Source organism: Kribbella sp. NPDC048928 (assembly GCF_043197975.1).
In the GTDB taxonomy this organism is placed as follows: domain Bacteria; phylum Actinomycetota; class Actinomycetes; order Propionibacteriales; family Kribbellaceae; genus Kribbella.
The window spans coordinates 576,071-590,860 of sequence record NZ_JBICUC010000005.1; the positions used below are offsets into that span (position 1 = coordinate 576,071).

Sequence of the window (14,790 nt, forward strand, 5' to 3'; positions counted from 1 at the left end):
GGGCGACAAGCCGACGGCTGCGGTAATCGGTCAGTGCGAGGCCCGCGCAGCGGCCACCGCGTCCTCGAACCGCTTCTGACTGGGTGCGTACCAACTGATGCCGTGCTCGGCGACCAGGAAGACTTGATTCGCGTATCCCGGCGGCACGAACACCAGGAACTCTGCCTCCTGCTCGACGGACCAGTCGGCGAGTTGGTCGACCGCGACCGGCTCCGCCGGATCCTGGGCGCTCAGCCAGGCGGCGAGGCGCGCGCGCCCCTCGGCTGCGTCGGCGGCGGAGACGGCCTGCTGACCGGCCGGTCCGGCGCCGGATGGTTCGTAGTCGGTCATTCGGCCCGGACGCCTCCGTGATTGCGCCGCGCCGAGCCGGGCGGCGGCGGAATCTGGCCGTTGGCCGCGGCGCGCTGAGCGGTCGCAGCCATCTCCTCCTGACCGTTCATGTAGGCGACTGTCGCGTTGTAGGCACCCATCATCGAGGCGCCGACCTGCTTCACCGACGACTCGAGGCTGGGCTGCCAGTGGACCGCGAACTCGCCGAGCGACGCGGCGACCAGTTTCACGGAGCCCAGCTCCGGAGACGTCGGTATCAGCCCCTGCTGGATGATGTCGTTCAAGCAGGCGCCGTACTTCTGCGTCAGGGCGTCGAGCGGCTCCGCCGCCGCCTTGGTCTTCGTCAAGACGCCGACGACGGCCTGAGGGTCGATGTCCCAGTCCATGTCAGCCGCCGATGTTGTCGACGGCTGCCTGGGCCTTCTTCAGCGTGGCCTGGGCGGTGGTGTCGTTGGCCTGCATCGTCGCCTGGAGCGTGCGGATGATGCCGATCGTGGATGCGGCGGCCTTGTTGAAGCGGTCTTCGACGGCGCGGTACGAGTCGGTCACCCCGCTCGCTGACGCGTCGGACAGCGCTGCCTGCACGTTCTTCTGGTGCGCGGCGATCAAGGTCTCGATCTGGCCGGACAGACGCTTCACGGTCGCCTGGACCTCGCCGGAGGCCGCTGTGTCGTAGCTGTTGCGGTTCGCCATCGTGGATCCTCTCAGCGCTTCCCGAACTTGGCACCGTCGAAGTCGGCACCGCCTTCATTCTTCCGGGCGGTCTCGGCCATGTCGGTGTCACCGGTGCGGAACGCGACGTCCATGCCGGACTGGCCTTCGGTGATCCGGGCCATCCCCGCGTTCAGGTCATTGGTGATGCTGTCGACGTTCGCCTTGAAGGTGTCGAACGCCTGCTTGCCGGCGCCGTTCATCTTGCCTTCCAGCGGCTGCGCGGCGGCCACCAGTTGCTTCACCAGTCCGCCGAGGTCCTGCGTCCCACCGGCTGTCTTCTTCGTCAACTGGTTCAGGGTCTCCTGACCCATGTCCCAACGCTGTCCCACGATGTCTCCTTCGCCCTTGGAAGTCCGCAGCACATGGGTACCGTCGGCCGAGGGCCACCGACCATCACTTCGGATCGCGTCGAAGTGTCGCCTCGAAGGGTCGGGGCCAGGGCGTGCAACAGCCCCGGACCAGGGACTGGACCGGGGCTGTCTCGAACCACGTCAGCCTGCGACGCGCTTCCTGGCCGTGGCTTTCTTCGTGGGTGCGGCCTTCTTGGCTGCCTTCTTGGCTGCGGTCTTGGCGGCCGCGGCCTTCGGCGCCGGTGCTGCCTTCTTGGCGGTCGCCTTCTTCGCGGCTACTGCCTTCTTGGCGGGCGTCTTCTTGGCGGGGAGGACCTCTGCCGCGGGTCGCTTGCGGGCGCTGGGCTTGGCGGCGCGGCCCTCGAGGATCTCGGCGAGGAACTGGCCGGTGTAGGACGCCGGGTTCGCCGCGACCTCCTCGGGGGTGCCCTCAGCGACCAGGGTGCCGCCGCGACGGCCGCCGTCGGGACCGAGGTCGATGAGCCAGTCGGCGGTCTTGATGACGTCGAGGTTGTGCTCGATCACCAGCACCGAGTTGCCCTTGTCGACCAGGCCGCTCAGCACGCCGAGCAGCTTGCGGATGTCCTCGAAGTGCAGACCGGTGGTCGGCTCGTCGAGCACGTACACCGTCCGGCCCGTCGAGCGGCGCTGCAGCTCGGAAGCCAGCTTCACCCGCTGCGCCTCACCACCGGACAGCGTCGGTGCCGGCTGGCCGAGCCGGACGTACCCGAGGCCGACCTCGACCAGCGTCTTCAGGTGTCGCGAGATCGCCGGGATCGCCGCGAAGAACTCCGACGCCTCCTCGATCGGCATGTCCAGGACGTCCGCGACCGTCTTGTTCTTGTAGTGCACCTCGAGCGTCTCGCGGTTGTACCGCGCGCCGTGGCACACCTCGCACGGCACGTACACGTCCGGGAGGAAGTTCATCTCGATCTTCAGCGTGCCGTCACCGGAGCAGGCCTCGCAGCGGCCACCCTTGACGTTGAACGAGAAGCGGCCCTGCTGGTACCCGCGAACCTTCGCCTCGGGCGTCTCCGCGAACAGCTTGCGGACGTGGTCCCAGACCCCGGTGTACGTCGCCGGGTTGGACCTCGGGGTACGGCCGATCGGCGACTGGTCGACGTGGATGACCTTGTCGACCAGCTCCATGCCGGAGATCTTCGTGTGCCGCCCCGGCACCGCGCGGGCGCCGTAGATCTGCCGCGCCAGTGACGTGTAGAGGATGTCGTTGACCAGCGTCGACTTGCCCGAGCCGGACACCCCGGTGACCGCGACGAACACCCCGAGCGGGATGGTCACGTCGAGATCCTTGAGGTTGTTCTGCCGCGCGCCGTACACGGTCAGCTCGCGGCCCTCGGTGAGCGGCCGGCGCACCGCCGGGATCGGGATCTCACGGCGGCCGGACACGTACTGACCGGTGATCGAGTCCGGGTGGTTGCGCAGGTCCTCCACGGTGCCGGACACGACCACCTGACCGCCGTGCTCGCCCGCGCCCGGGCCGATGTCGACGACCCAGTCCGCGTGGTCGATGGTGTCCTCGTCGTGCTCGACGACGATCAGCGTGTTACCGAGCTCCTTGAGCCGGACCAGTGTCTCGATCAGCCGCCGGTTGTCGCGCTGGTGCAGACCGATGGACGGCTCGTCCAGCACATACAGCACGCCGACCAGGCCGGAGCCGATCTGCGTCGCGAGCCGGATTCGCTGCGCCTCACCGCCGGACAGCGAGCCCGCGGGCCGGCTGAGCGCCAGGTAGTCCAGGCCGACGTCGAGCAGGAACCGCAGCCGCTCGCCGATCTCCTTCACGACCCGCTCGGCGATCTGCTTCTCGCGCGGCGAGAGCTCCATCTGCACCAGGAACGCGTGCACCTCGTCGATCGACATCGCGCTGATCTCGGCGATGTTCTTGCCGCCGAGGGTGACCGCCAGCGAGATCGGCTTCAGCCGGGCGCCGTTGCAGGCCAGGCACGGCACCTCGCGCATGTACTCCTCGAAGCGCTCCCGCCCGGTGTCGCTGGACGCTTCCGCGTGCCGGCGCTCGACGTACGGAATCACGCCCTCGAAGCTGGTGTAGTACGAACGCTCGCGGCCGTAGCGGTTCTGGTACGAGACGTGGACCTGCTTGTCGTGCCCGGTGAGCAGCGCCTTCTTCGCCTTGGCGGGCAGCTCCCCGAACGGCGTGCTGGTCTTGAACTTCAGGTCCTTCGCCAGCGCGTCCAGCAGCCGCTCGAAGTACTGAGAGACGTTCTGCCCGGACCAGGGCTGGATCGCGCCCTCGTCCAGCGACTTGGACGGGTCGGGAACCAGCAGCTCCGGGTCGACCTCCATCCGGGTCCCGAGCCCGGCGCAGACCGGGCAGGCACCGTACGGCGAGTTGAACGAGAACGACCGCGGCTCGAGCTCGTCGATCGCCAACGGATGATCGTTCGGGCAGGCGAGCTTCTCGGAGAAGCGGCGCTCGCGGTGCGGGTCGTCCTCCGGCAGGTCGACGAAGTCGAGCACGACCAGGCCGCTCGCCAGGCCGAGCGCGGTCTCGACGGAGTCGGTCAGCCGCTGCTTGGCGGAGCCCTTCACCGCGAGCCGGTCGACGACCACCTCGATGTCGTGCTTCTTCTGCTTGTCGAGCTTCGGCGGGTCGGTGAGCTGGATCGTCTCGCCGTCGACCCGGGCCCGCGACAGGCCCTGACCGCTCAGCTGGCGGAAGAGGTCCAGATACTCCCCCTTGCGGCCGCGGACGACCGGGGCGAGCACCTGGAACCGCGTGCCCTCGTCGAGCTCCAGCACCCGGTCGACGATCTGCTGCGGGGTCTGCCGCGCGATCGGCTCGCCGCACTCGGGACAGTGCGGACGACCGGCGCGGGCGAACAGCAGCCGGAGGTAGTCGTACACCTCGGTGATCGTGCCGACCGTGGACCGCGGGTTCCGCGAGGTGGACTTCTGGTCGATCGAGACGGCCGGCGACAGGCCCTCGATGAAGTCGACGTCCGGCTTGTCCATCTGGCCGAGGAACTGCCGTGCGTACGCCGAGAGTGACTCGACGTAGCGGCGCTGGCCCTCGGCGAAGATGGTGTCGAAGGCCAAACTGGACTTCCCCGACCCGCTCAGGCCGGTGAAGACGATCATGGCGTCCCGCGGCAGGTCGACCGAGACGTCCTTCAGGTTGTGCTCACGTGCTCCGCGCACGATCAGACGGTCAGACACAAGCTCACTCTCAGCCGTTCTCGAGGGTTTCCGGAGGGTCTCCGGCCTGCCCGGTCATGCTAACGAGGGCCACCGACAAAAACTTCCGCCACCGGATCGGGCTCGTCGCTTCGAAAGTATATTCGATCGCCGACCGTGCTCGATGCAACCCGGCCGGAGGTGCAAGGATCTGCGGTGTCACCTAGATCAGGGAGAGCACGAGATGCCCGAGTACCACGGGAACGTCAAGGTCGGCGGACCGGCGCAGACCCACGAGCTGGCCCAGCTGATGATCACCAAGGTCGCGGTCGGGCCGATGGAGAACAACGCGTATCTGCTGCGCTGCCGGCAGACCGACGAGCAGGTCCTGATCGACGCCGCGAACGAACCGGACACGCTGCTCCGGGTGATCGGCGACGGCGGGATCGCGCGGGTGATCACCACGCACCGCCACAAGGACCACTGGGAGGCACTGGCCGAGGTCGTCGCCCGTACGGGTGCCACCACGGTCGCCGGCCGGCACGACGCCGAGGGCATCCCGGTGCCGACCGACCAGCTCGTCGACGACGGCGACCACATCGCGGTCGGCCGCAGCAGCCTGCGCGTCATCCACCTGGTCGGTCACACGCCCGGCTCGATCGCCCTCGTGTATGACGACCCGGACGGCCCGCCGCACGTGTTCACCGGCGACTCGCTGTTCCCGGGCGGGGTCGGCAACACCCAGGGCGACAAGGCCCGGTTCACGGCGCTGATCGACGACGTCGAGGCCAAACTCTTCGGCACCCTCCCGGACGAGACCTGGGTCTACCCCGGCCACGGCGGTGACACCACCCTCGGCGCCGAACGCCCCCACGTCCCCGAATGGCGCGAACGCGGGTGGTAGTCGGCCGGGCCCAGCGTCGAGAGGCGCGCCGGCCGCGGTTCGAGGAGGAGTCCGGGCGCAAGGCAGCGACAGCTCTGGTGCTGATCGACCTCACCGAGCTGGCCTGGCACGACTGCTACGGGGAGCCGACGTTCCCGGACGAGGTCCTGGACGACCTCCTGGTGGTCGCGGGCGGAAACCTCGACAAGCTCGTGCACGCGGCGTGGCTCGCGGTCACGGACCAGCGGGACCTGCGGATGGCTGCCGATCAGTTCAGGTCAGCTGGGGATGGTTGAGCGGGCGCTTTCGATCTGATCGCTGATGGAGCCCGCGCCGGACGACTGCGCCAGCGCGGCTCCCTCGTCGGCCAGAGTCCGGGCGTCGTCGGTACGTCCCTGGGCGATGGCCAGGTAGGTCAGGCCGACCAGGTTGGCGGCAACGCCTGCCGTGAAGCCCAGGTTGCGGCGGAGGGCTGTGGACTCCTCCAGCAGCGCCCGGGCCTCGTCGTACTCACCTGCCATGTGGGCGGCGATCCCCAGATGGCGTTGAGCGTAGGAGAGAGTCAGGTCGTCGCCGGCGCGCCGAGCGAGCGTCGCGGAGATGCTGAGGTGGGGCACCGCGGTGGGGTTGTCGTCGCGGACCACTTGATGGAAGCAGCCGATCCAGAACTGGGCCTCAGCCTCGCCGCGTTCGTCGTGCACACCCCGGTACAGGTCCACCGCCCGTTCGAAGTACGGGAGCTCTCCTGCCTGCTCGGTACGGGTCTGGAGGAACCGGCAGTGCAGCATCCGCCCCCGCTGCACCAGCAGCGCCGCCTCGACCGCATCGAGGGCTCGGTCCGCGACGGGCAACCCGTCGTACTCGCCGTTGAAGACCGCACGCTGGTAGCTGTCATCGACCTGCCGGATCAGCTCGTCCATGCGGTTGATCCTAGGGTGAAGGCATGAGTGGATTTGCGGAATATGCGCCTGGGGTGGCGCGGCAGGCGGTCGACGTGGTCGTGCGGCCGGCGGTCGCGGCGGATCTGACCGCGTGCGCGGAGCTGATCGTGACGCGGACGGGTGGGTCCGTGGAGCAGCGCCGGGGGCGGCTGGAGGGGGATCTGGCCAATCCCGAGCGCTACACCGTGGTCGCCGAGATCGACGGCGCGGTCGTCGGGTACGGCGCCGTGATCCGCCACCAACTCTCGCCGGAAGATCCGCCCAACACGGCTCCCGACGGCTACTACCTGATCGGCCTGATCATCGCGCCGGACCGTCGGCGGCACGGGATCGGCGAGCTGCTCACGCGCGAGCGGATGCGCTGGACGGCCGAGCGGGCCGACGAGATCTACTACTTCGCCAACCTCGCGAACGGCGCGATCCTCGACCTCAACGAGAGGTTCGGGTTCACCGAGGTCACGCGCGACTTCACGTTCCCGAACGCTCCGCTCAAGCCCGGGACCTGCGTACTGCTCCGAGCCGCCCTCCGGAGTTAACATCACCGGTATGGCGACCTGGCGGGACGTCTGCGAGCTGTGCGAGCGGCTGCCCGACGCGCGGCTCGGTGAGGCGCACGAGGGCTCCCCGGCGTGGTACGCCGGGCGGCACCAGTTCGCCCGCCTGCGTTGGGACGACGCCGACCGCGAGCTGCTCCAGGTGTGGACCGGCGACCTCGACCTGGGCGCAGCGCTGACCACTCGGCGCGACGTGTTTCCGGTCGTGCACACCTTCCAGTACAGGGTCAGCTGCTGGGGCTACCTGGACCGCCTGAGCCTGCGCGAGACCGCGGAGTTGCTCCTCGACTCGTACGGCATCCGCGGCGGCCCGAAGCGCCGGCAGGCGGTCGACCCGACGCAGTTCCTGCCTACCGATCGGTGAGCTCGGCCGGGTATGCGATCACGCCCACCAGCGCGTTGTTCCGGATCGCGGTGATCTCCGTACGGCGGGCAATCGCGTCCTCGAGGGAGCGAGTAGGTGATCCGGTCGCCTCGGTGCCGTCGCCGACCACGTGGGCGTTCGTGAGCTGGCCGGGCGAGGAATTACATCACTACACCGAAGGCAAAGACGTGAACCGGGCCACAATCCTGACCGATCGGTTGAAAACTGGCCGATCGGTCAGTCAAGATGCATGACATGGCAGTCACCACCCCCGCCCGGGAGCGGACCAGGCGCGAGATCGTGCGCCAGGCGATGGACCTGTTCCAGGCGGCCGGCTACAACGCGACGTCGCTGCAGGACATCGCGACCGCTGCCGGCTGCTCCAAGGCCACGGTGCTGTACCACTTCAGCAGCAAGCCGGCCGTACTCGCCGCCGTCCTCGAACCCGCCGCCGCCGACCTGGCGAACCTGGTCGGGGCCGCCGCCGAACTCCCCCGCCCCGCCGCCCAGGACCTGGCGATCGAGCGCTTCATCGACCTCGCCGTCGAGCACCGCGGTGTCGTCGACGTCCTGCAGGACATCCTTCCGGTGATCGAGAACATGCCCGAGATCGCGCCGCTGGTCGCGGACGGCATCCGGCTCACCGAGCTGATGGCCGGCTCCGACGACCCGATGGAGCGGGACCTGGCGAAGTTCGCCATCAACGGCCTGCTCGGTGAGTGCCGGCACGCGCAGGAGCGGACCGGCGACGACCTCCGAAGACTCTGCGACGTGGCACTGCGGAGACTCCTCCGCCGCGCCTGACACCCGACCTGACCACCGACCCGAGTTCCCTGCCGCCGCGGGGCGATCGCCCCTGCTCGCCCGACCTGAACGGACGCCTTTCCCGATGGCCAATCTGCTGTACCGGCTCGGCCGGTTCTCGTACCAGCGACGGCGACTCGTCGCCGCGCTGTGGGCCCTGTTCCTCGTCGTACTGGGCGTCGGTGCGCTGACACTCGGCGGCAAGACCGCGAACACGTTCTCGATCCCCGGCACAGAGTCGCAGCGTGCGCTCGACGCCCTGAAGCAGGAACTCCCGGCCGCGAGCGGTGCGTCCGCCACGATCGTCGTCAAGGCGCCGGACGGCAAGACGCTCACCGACCCGACCGTGAAGGCCGCCGTCGGTGCCACCGTCCTCAAGGCCACGAAGGTGCCCGAGGTGATCGGCGCGGTCGACCCGTTCACCAGCAAGGCGATCAGTCCGGACGGCACGACCGGCCTGATCAGCGTCCAGTTCGACAAGCCGGCCGACGAGCTCTCCCACGAGAGCAGCGACGGGTACGACGGACTCAGCGGACTGAGCAACGGCGACCTGCAGGTGGTACCGGGCGGGCAGATCAAGGCCGGCATCCCGGAGATCGGCGCGACCGAGGTCATCGGTGTCGCGGTCGCGGCTGTCGTCCTGGTCGTGACGTTCGGATCGCTGGTCGCCGCCGGGATGACGCTCGTGACGGCGCTCCTCGGCGTACTGGCCGGAATGGCCGGGTTGTTCATCGTGACGGCGTTCACCGACGTCTCGTCGACGGCGCCGATCCTGGCGTTGATGCTCGGGCTCGCGGTGGGCATCGACTACTCGTTGTTCATCAGCTCGCGGCACCGGGCGCAACTCGGCGAAGGTATGGATCCGGAGGAGTCGGTGGCGCGCGCGACCGCGACGGCCGGGTCTGCCGTGTTGTTCGCCGGCGCGACCGTGGTGATCGCACTGGCCGGACTGTCCGTGGTCGGGGTGCCGTTCCTGACCGCGATGGGGCTGGCGGCCGCGGCGACGGTGCTGACTGCAGTACTGGTCGCGTTGACGTTGCTGCCCGCACTGCTCGGCTTCGTCGGAAACCGGGTGCTGCCGCGGAGGCTCCGCAAGGCCTCCACCGCGGCCGCACACAAGGAGGGGTTCGGTTTCCGATGGGGCCGGCTGGTGACCCGGCTCCGCGTACCGATCGTTGCCGTCGGCATCATCGGACTCGGCCTGCTCGCGATTCCGGCGAAGGACATGCAGCTCGCCCTGCCGGACGGTGCTTCGGCAGCCGCCGGTTCCAACCAGCGCGTCGCGTACGACCTGACCGCGGCCGCCTTCGGGCCGGGCGCGAACGGGCCACTCGTGGTGGTTGTGAGGAGCAACGACGCCGCCGCGTCGAACTCCCTGGCACAGCAGGTCCTCGGGAAGACGCAGACGCTGGCGAACGTCGTCGCGGCACAACCCGCGGCGGCAAGTCAGGACGGTACGACGAGGCTGCTGCAGGTGATCCCGAAGACGGGGCCGGCCAGTTCGGAGACCGCTGATCTGGTGAAGAACCTCCGCTCCGCGGTCAAGCCGCTCGCGACCGGCGAGGCGAGTATCTCCGTCACCGGCAACACCGCCGTCGGGATCGATGTGTCGAACAAGCTCTCCGACGCGCTGCCGACGTACCTGTTCGTGGTGATCGGGTTGTCGTTCCTGCTGCTCCTGCTGGCGTTCCGGTCCGTCCTGGTGCCGTTGAAGGCGACGCTCGGGTTCGTGCTGACGATCGGTGCGACGTTCGGCATCACGGTCGCGGTCTTCCAGGAAGGGCATCTCGCGAAGCTGGTCGGGATCGACTCCCCCGGGCCGCTGGTCAGCTTCCTGCCGATCATCATGATGGGCATCCTGTTCGGGCTGGCGATGGACTACGAGGTATTCATCGTGTCGCGGGTCCGCGAGGAATTCGTGCACGGACGGCACGCGAACGACGCCACCGTCCAGGGCCTCGGGCACGGCGCCCGGGTCGTCACCGCGGCCGCCCTCATCATGGCGTCGGTGTTCGCAGGCTTCATCCTGGTCGAGGACCCGATCATCAAGGCGATCGGCTTCGGCCTCACCATCGGCGTACTGATCGACGCCTTCGTGGTCCGCATGACGCTCGTCCCCGCCATCCTCAGCCTGCTAGGCAACAGCGCCTGGTGGTTCCCGAAGTGGCTGGACCGCCTCACCCCCCGAGTAGACATCGAGGGCGAGTCTCTGCACCTCGACGCCCCGGAGCCGAAGGACCTCGTGAACGCGCCCTGACACACCATGCGGGCGGCAAATGGCTGAGGGGCACCGACAGTGTCGGTGCCCCTCAGGAGGTCGGGCTGACAGGATTTGAACCTGCGGTCTTCTGGCCCCCAGCCAGACGCGTTACCAAACTACGCCACAGCCCGATGGCCCGCCCGAAGGGCGAACCGGGGTAAACCTTACAGCATCTGTGGGGGTGGGTTTTACCGGGTTGGGTCAGCGTTTCTTGTTCTTTTGGCGGGGGCGGATCTGGACGTGGACGGGGCTGCCGACGAAGCCGAAGTCTTCGCGGAGGCGGCGTTCGATGAAGCGCTGGTAGGACGGTTCCATCTGGCCGGAGGTGAAGATCGCGAAGGTCGGCGGCATCGTGGTGGCCTGGGTGCCGAAGAGGATCTTCGGCTGCTTGCCGGAGCGCACCGGGTGCGGGTGCGCGGCGACCAGGCGGCCGAGGAACGCGTTCAGCTGGCCGGTCGGGACGCGGGTCTGCCAACCCTCCAGCGCGGCCTCGATGCCGGGCACGAGCCGGTCCATGTGCCAGCCGGTGAGGGCGCTGATGTTCACCCGCGGCGCCCAGCGGAACTGCACCAGGTCGCGCTCGATCTCGCGCTCCAGGTAGTAGCGCCGCTCCTCGTCCATCAGGTCCCACTTGTTGTACGCGATCACGAGCGCCTTGCCGGCCTCCTCGACCGCGTTCATGATCCGCAGGTCCTGCTCGGTGATCGACTCCGACGCGTCGATCACCACCACGACGACCTCGGCGCGCTCGATCGCGGCGTTGGTCCGCAGGGACGCGTAGTACTCGTGGCCCTGGGAGTTCTTCACCTTGCGGCGGATGCCGGCGGTGTCGATGAACCGCCACTCCTTGCCGCCCAGCGTGATCAGCTCGTCGACCGGATCCACCGTCGTACCGGCGACGTCGCTGACGACGACCCGGTCCTCCTTGGCGACCTTGTTCAGCAGGGAGGACTTGCCGACGTTCGGCTTCCCGACGATCGCGACCCGGCGCGGGCCGCCGACCTCGGTGTACCGCTCCGGCGGTGCCTCGGGCAGCGCGGCCAGGATGGCGTCCAGCATGTCGCCGGTCCCCCGGCCGTGCATGGCCGAGATCGGGAACGGCTCGCCGATGCCGAGCGCCCAGAGGTTCATCGCCTCGGACTCGATCCGCTGGTCGTCGACCTTGTTCGCGGCCAGGACGACGGGCTTGCCGGACTTGCGCAGCACCCGGACGACGGCCTCGTCGGCGTCGGTGATGCCGACCACCGCGTCGACCACGAACAGCACCGCGTCGGCCGCGTTGATCGCGACCTCCGCCTGCGCGGCGACCAGGGCGGCCATGCCGACCGCGTCCGGGTCCCAGCCGCCGGTGTCGACGACGGTGAACTCCCGGCCGGCCCAGTTGGCGTCGTATGACACCCGGTCGCGGGTCACGCCCGGCGTGTCCTCGACGACCGCCTCGCGGCGGCCGATGATCCGGTTGACCAGCGTGGACTTGCCCACGTTCGGCCGGCCGACGATCGCGAGCACCGGGAGCGGCCCGGTGTCCTCCCGGTCATGCGTCGGTACGTCGGTGGGCAGGTCAGTCATCAGGGTCCTTCGGGTCTCGCCAGCCCGGAAGTGGGTGGCCGGTTTCTTCGACGGCCGCCTTCACGTGGGCGCGCAGCACGTCGCCGATGTGGTCGGCGACTGCCAGTACGTCGGTATGTCTCCTGGGAAAGGGTACGCGCTCGACGGCGAAAGGCTCGCCGTACACGACGTCGACCCGGCTTCCGGGCGGCGGATGACCCTCGACGCTGCCGTCCGGCAAGCGTGTGCCCATCAGCGCCACCGGCAGGATCGGGGCGCCGGTGACCATCGCCAGGTACGCCACGCCGCTGCGGATCCGGCCGAAGTCGCCCGGCCCGCGGGTGCCCTCCGGGTAGATGTTCAGCACCCGCCCGTCGCGGAGCACCTGGATCGACTTCCGGACCGCGAGCACGTCGTACGACGACCTGTCGACCGGGATCTGGCCGACCCGGCGCAGGAACGCACCCTGGAGACCGCCGAACACCTCGATCTTGCCGAGCTGGTGCAGCATCCGCGGCGCGATCGCCCCGAGCAGCGGCCCGTCCAGCAGGCTCAGGTGGTTCGGTGTCATCAGCAACGGACCGGTCAGCGGGAACCGGTCCTCGTGGTGCACGGTCAGGTCGTACCGGTGGAAGAAGTACGGCCTGGCCAGCCTCCGCAGCGGCAGCGCCAGCCGGTACGGCAACGGCGGCAGATCGTCCGTACGCGGCAGATCCTTGTGCCCGGTGAGCTCAGCCGTCATCGCTCCGGACCTTGAGGGACGGTCTCCTTGGCGAGTCGGCTGATCACGTCGATGACCTCCTCGAGGGTCAGGTCGGTCGAGTCGATGGTGACCGCGCCGTCGGAGGCGACCTGGAACTCCGACACGGTCGAGTCGTCGGCATCGCGACGGACGATCTGGTCCCGCAACTGCTCCGCGGTGAGCGATCCGACCTGGGCGCCGCGGCGCGCCATCCGGGCCTCCTGGTCGGCGGTCAGCAGCACCTTCAGCTCGGCGTCGGTGGCGACCACGGTGGCGATGTCGCGGCCCTCGACCACGATCCCGCCGCTCGGCTGGGCGTCGTCGATGATCGCCCGCTGCCGCCGGATCAGCTCCTTGCGGACGTCCAGGTTGGTGGCGATCTTCGACACCACCTCGCTGATCCGCGACTCCCGGATCGCGGCCGTGACGTCGGTCCCGTCGGCGATCACGAACTGGTGCCCCGGGTCGGTGCTGACCTCCAGCTCCAGCTCCCGGGCGCGCTGCGCGACCGCCGCCGTGTCGTCGAGGTCCAGGCCATGCTCGACCGCCGACCAGGTCACGGCGCGGTACGTCGCGCCGGTGTCCAGGAACCGCAGTCCGAGCCGGGTGGCCACTCCACGGGCGGTGCTCGACTTACCGGAGCCGCTCGGCCCGTCCACTGCGATGATCATGCCCCGAAGATTACCTTCGGAGGGGGACAGTTCAGCGGTGGACTACCCACCCACGGTCGGTCAGGACGTCGACCAGTTGGTCGACTGAGGCGGGTTTGACGGCGAGCTCGACCTCACCGGCCGGGCGGCCCGGACTGTGGTCGATCCGGAGGTCTTCGACGTTGGCGCCGGATTCGGCCGCGTCCGCGAACAGCCGCGCCAGCTGACCCGGCCGGTCCGGAATGGTGACGAGGACCGTGACGAGGTCGATGTGCGGCGCTCCGTGCTTGCCCGGCACCCGGACCGCCCCGGACACGCCCTGGCCGAGGATCGCGGTCAGCTCGTCGCCGGCCTCTTCCTTGCCGAGGGCAACGAGTAGCCGGTCGAGCTCACCACGGATCTGCTCGAGCAGCCCGGTGAGCGCGGTCGAGTTCGCGGAGACGATCTGGGTCCACAGCGCCGGGTCGCCGGCCGCGATCCGGGTGACGTCCCGGACGCCCTGGCCGGACAGCTCGAGATGCGAGGAGGGTGCGTCGGCCAGCGTTCCCGCCGCCAGCGCGGACATCAGGTGCGGCAGGTGCGAGACCCGGGCGACGCCCAGGTCGTGGTCCTCGACGGACAGCTCGACCGTCCGCGCGCCACACGCCTCGGCGAGCCGGCGTACGAGATCGACCGCCTCCGGGTCGCTGGTGGCGTGCGGGGTGATCGCCCAGGTGGCACCGTCGAACAGGTCGGCGCGAGCGGCCAGCGGACCGTTGCGCTCGGAGCCTGCCATCGGGTGACTCCCGACGTACCGGCTGATGTCTCCGACCAGGCCGCGCGCGTCCACGAGCGGCTTGCCCTTCACGCTCGCCGCATCCGTGACGATCGCGCCGGTCTGCGCCAACTGCTCCGCGACCACCGCGCCGACATGGTCCGGCGGTACGGCGACCACGACCAGCTGCGGCTCGATCTCGACCTGCCGCGAACCGGCCCCGATCCGCTCGGCCATCAGCGCGTTGTCCGCGTTCCCGTCTACGAGCTCCACGACGACGCCGAGCCGGACCAGCGCGAGTCCGATCGACGTCCCGATCAACCCGGTTCCGACAATCCGGACCGGGCCGCGCAGCTCACTCACTGAGCGCCGGTCAGGTCCGGGCGGAGGGCGGTCGCGCCGTGCAGGTAGACGTGCTGGATCTTGTCGCGGGACCGCGGCGTCTCGGTGTGCAGCATCAGCCGCACGACCCGCGGCAGCGCATGCGGGACCGGGATCTCCTGCATGCACATCAGCGGCACGTCGGTGAGCCCGATCTGCCGCCCCGCGACCGCGGGAAACTCCGACCGGAGGTCCGACGTGACGGTGAACAGGATGCTGATCAGATCCTCGTTCTCCAGATCGTTCGCCTCCAGGACCGCCTTCACCAGCTCCGCGGACCGCTCGAGCAGGTGCTCACGCTCGTCCACGTCCAGCTGGGTGGCACCCCGGATCGCCCGTACCGCCACGTCTCCTCCTCC

18 protein-coding genes and 1 tRNA gene are annotated in these 14,790 nt (G+C 69.3%); 6 read left to right on the plus strand and 13 right to left on the minus strand.

Annotated elements, in window-relative coordinates:
• Positions 1-30: 30 nt before the first annotated feature.
• The 5 genes from ACGFI6_RS24835 to uvrA form a co-directional block, all read right to left on the minus strand.
• A complete protein-coding gene (locus ACGFI6_RS24835; RefSeq protein ID WP_393122360.1) occupies positions 31-330 on the minus strand; it encodes a hypothetical protein in 300 nt (99 codons plus the stop codon).
• The gene (locus ACGFI6_RS24840) at positions 327-716 is read right to left on the minus strand and encodes a DUF6507 family protein (RefSeq protein WP_393122362.1); all 390 of its coding nucleotides are present in this window, start codon (positions 714-716) and stop codon (positions 327-329) included. Before ACGFI6_RS24840 ends, ACGFI6_RS24835 begins: the two co-directional genes overlap by 4 nt.
• Position 717: 1 nt before the next feature.
• Positions 718-1,023, minus strand: coding sequence for a hypothetical protein (locus ACGFI6_RS24845; RefSeq protein WP_393122364.1), 306 nt, complete (start codon positions 1,021-1,023; stop codon positions 718-720).
• An 11-nt stretch (positions 1,024-1,034) separates the two neighbouring features.
• The gene (locus ACGFI6_RS24850) at positions 1,035-1,373 is read right to left on the minus strand and encodes a hypothetical protein (protein WP_393122365.1); all 339 of its coding nucleotides are present in this window, start codon (positions 1,371-1,373) and stop codon (positions 1,035-1,037) included.
• A gap of 162 nt (positions 1,374-1,535) precedes the next feature.
• A complete protein-coding gene (uvrA, locus tag ACGFI6_RS24855; protein ID WP_393122367.1) occupies positions 1,536-4,592 on the minus strand; it encodes an excinuclease ABC subunit UvrA in 3,057 nt (1,018 codons plus the stop codon).
• A 202-nt stretch (positions 4,593-4,794) separates the two neighbouring features.
• Here uvrA and ACGFI6_RS24860 point away from each other — a divergent pair, with 202 nt between their 5' ends.
• Together ACGFI6_RS24860 and ACGFI6_RS24865 are read left to right on the plus strand one after the other, a co-directional pair.
• Positions 4,795-5,454, plus strand: coding sequence for an MBL fold metallo-hydrolase (locus ACGFI6_RS24860; RefSeq protein ID WP_393122369.1), 660 nt, complete (start codon positions 4,795-4,797; stop codon positions 5,452-5,454).
• A complete protein-coding gene (locus ACGFI6_RS24865) occupies positions 5,433-5,729 on the plus strand; it encodes a hypothetical protein (RefSeq protein ID WP_393122371.1) in 297 nt (98 codons plus the stop codon). Before ACGFI6_RS24860 ends, ACGFI6_RS24865 begins: the two co-directional genes overlap by 22 nt.
• Here the strand turns inward: ACGFI6_RS24865 and ACGFI6_RS24870 are convergent.
• On the minus strand, positions 5,712-6,353 hold the full coding sequence (locus ACGFI6_RS24870; protein WP_393122372.1) for a tetratricopeptide repeat protein: 642 nt from the start codon (positions 6,351-6,353) through the stop codon (positions 5,712-5,714). The genes ACGFI6_RS24865 and ACGFI6_RS24870 overlap by 18 nt on opposite strands.
• A gap of 23 nt (positions 6,354-6,376) precedes the next feature.
• Between ACGFI6_RS24870 and ACGFI6_RS24875 the strand changes: the two genes are divergently transcribed.
• Positions 6,377-6,910 carry a GNAT family N-acetyltransferase gene (locus ACGFI6_RS24875; RefSeq protein WP_393122374.1) on the plus strand — a complete coding sequence of 178 codons (534 nt, stop codon included), beginning with the start codon at positions 6,377-6,379 and terminating at the stop codon, positions 6,908-6,910.
• Between the two features lie 10 nt (positions 6,911-6,920).
• Entirely contained in the window at positions 6,921-7,292 is a 372-nt protein-coding gene (locus tag ACGFI6_RS24880) for a hypothetical protein (RefSeq protein ID WP_393122376.1), read from the plus strand.
• Here ACGFI6_RS24880 and ACGFI6_RS24885 read toward each other — a convergent pair.
• Entirely contained in the window at positions 7,279-7,422 is a 144-nt protein-coding gene (locus tag ACGFI6_RS24885) for a hypothetical protein (protein WP_393122378.1), read from the minus strand. The two genes, ACGFI6_RS24880 and ACGFI6_RS24885, sit on opposite strands and share 14 nt — an antisense overlap.
• A 125-nt stretch (positions 7,423-7,547) precedes the next feature.
• Here ACGFI6_RS24885 and ACGFI6_RS24890 point away from each other — a divergent pair, with 125 nt between their 5' ends.
• Together ACGFI6_RS24890 and ACGFI6_RS24895 are read left to right on the plus strand one after the other, a co-directional pair.
• Positions 7,548-8,096, plus strand: coding sequence for a TetR/AcrR family transcriptional regulator (locus tag ACGFI6_RS24890; RefSeq protein WP_393122379.1), 549 nt, complete (start codon positions 7,548-7,550; stop codon positions 8,094-8,096).
• Between the two features lie 85 nt (positions 8,097-8,181).
• Positions 8,182-10,353, plus strand: coding sequence for an MMPL family transporter (locus ACGFI6_RS24895; RefSeq protein ID WP_393122380.1), 2,172 nt, complete (start codon positions 8,182-8,184; stop codon positions 10,351-10,353).
• Between the two features lie 60 nt (positions 10,354-10,413).
• Here ACGFI6_RS24895 and ACGFI6_RS24900 read toward each other — a convergent pair.
• The 6 genes from ACGFI6_RS24900 to aroH all read right to left on the minus strand — a co-directional run bounded on the left by ACGFI6_RS24900 (position 10,414) and on the right by aroH (position 14,778).
• Positions 10,414-10,487 (minus strand) — tRNA-Pro (locus ACGFI6_RS24900).
• Between the two features lie 70 nt (positions 10,488-10,557).
• Complete coding sequence (gene der, locus ACGFI6_RS24905) at positions 10,558-11,925, minus strand: ribosome biogenesis GTPase Der (RefSeq protein WP_393122382.1); 1,368 nt, start codon at positions 11,923-11,925, stop codon at positions 10,558-10,560.
• Positions 11,918-12,646 carry a lysophospholipid acyltransferase family protein gene (locus tag ACGFI6_RS24910; RefSeq protein WP_393122384.1) on the minus strand — a complete coding sequence of 243 codons (729 nt, stop codon included), beginning with the start codon at positions 12,644-12,646 and terminating at the stop codon, positions 11,918-11,920. Before ACGFI6_RS24910 ends, der begins: the two co-directional genes overlap by 8 nt.
• Positions 12,643-13,317, minus strand: coding sequence for a (d)CMP kinase (gene cmk / locus ACGFI6_RS24915; RefSeq protein ID WP_393122386.1), 675 nt, complete (start codon positions 13,315-13,317; stop codon positions 12,643-12,645). The genes ACGFI6_RS24910 and cmk overlap by 4 nt, the downstream gene beginning before the upstream one ends.
• Positions 13,318-13,348: 31 nt before the next feature.
• A complete protein-coding gene (locus ACGFI6_RS24920) occupies positions 13,349-14,413 on the minus strand; it encodes a prephenate dehydrogenase (protein WP_393122388.1) in 1,065 nt (354 codons plus the stop codon).
• Positions 14,410-14,778 carry a chorismate mutase gene (gene aroH, locus ACGFI6_RS24925; RefSeq protein ID WP_393122390.1) on the minus strand — a complete coding sequence of 123 codons (369 nt, stop codon included), beginning with the start codon at positions 14,776-14,778 and terminating at the stop codon, positions 14,410-14,412. The genes ACGFI6_RS24920 and aroH overlap by 4 nt, the downstream gene beginning before the upstream one ends.
• Positions 14,779-14,790 lie beyond the last annotated feature (12 nt).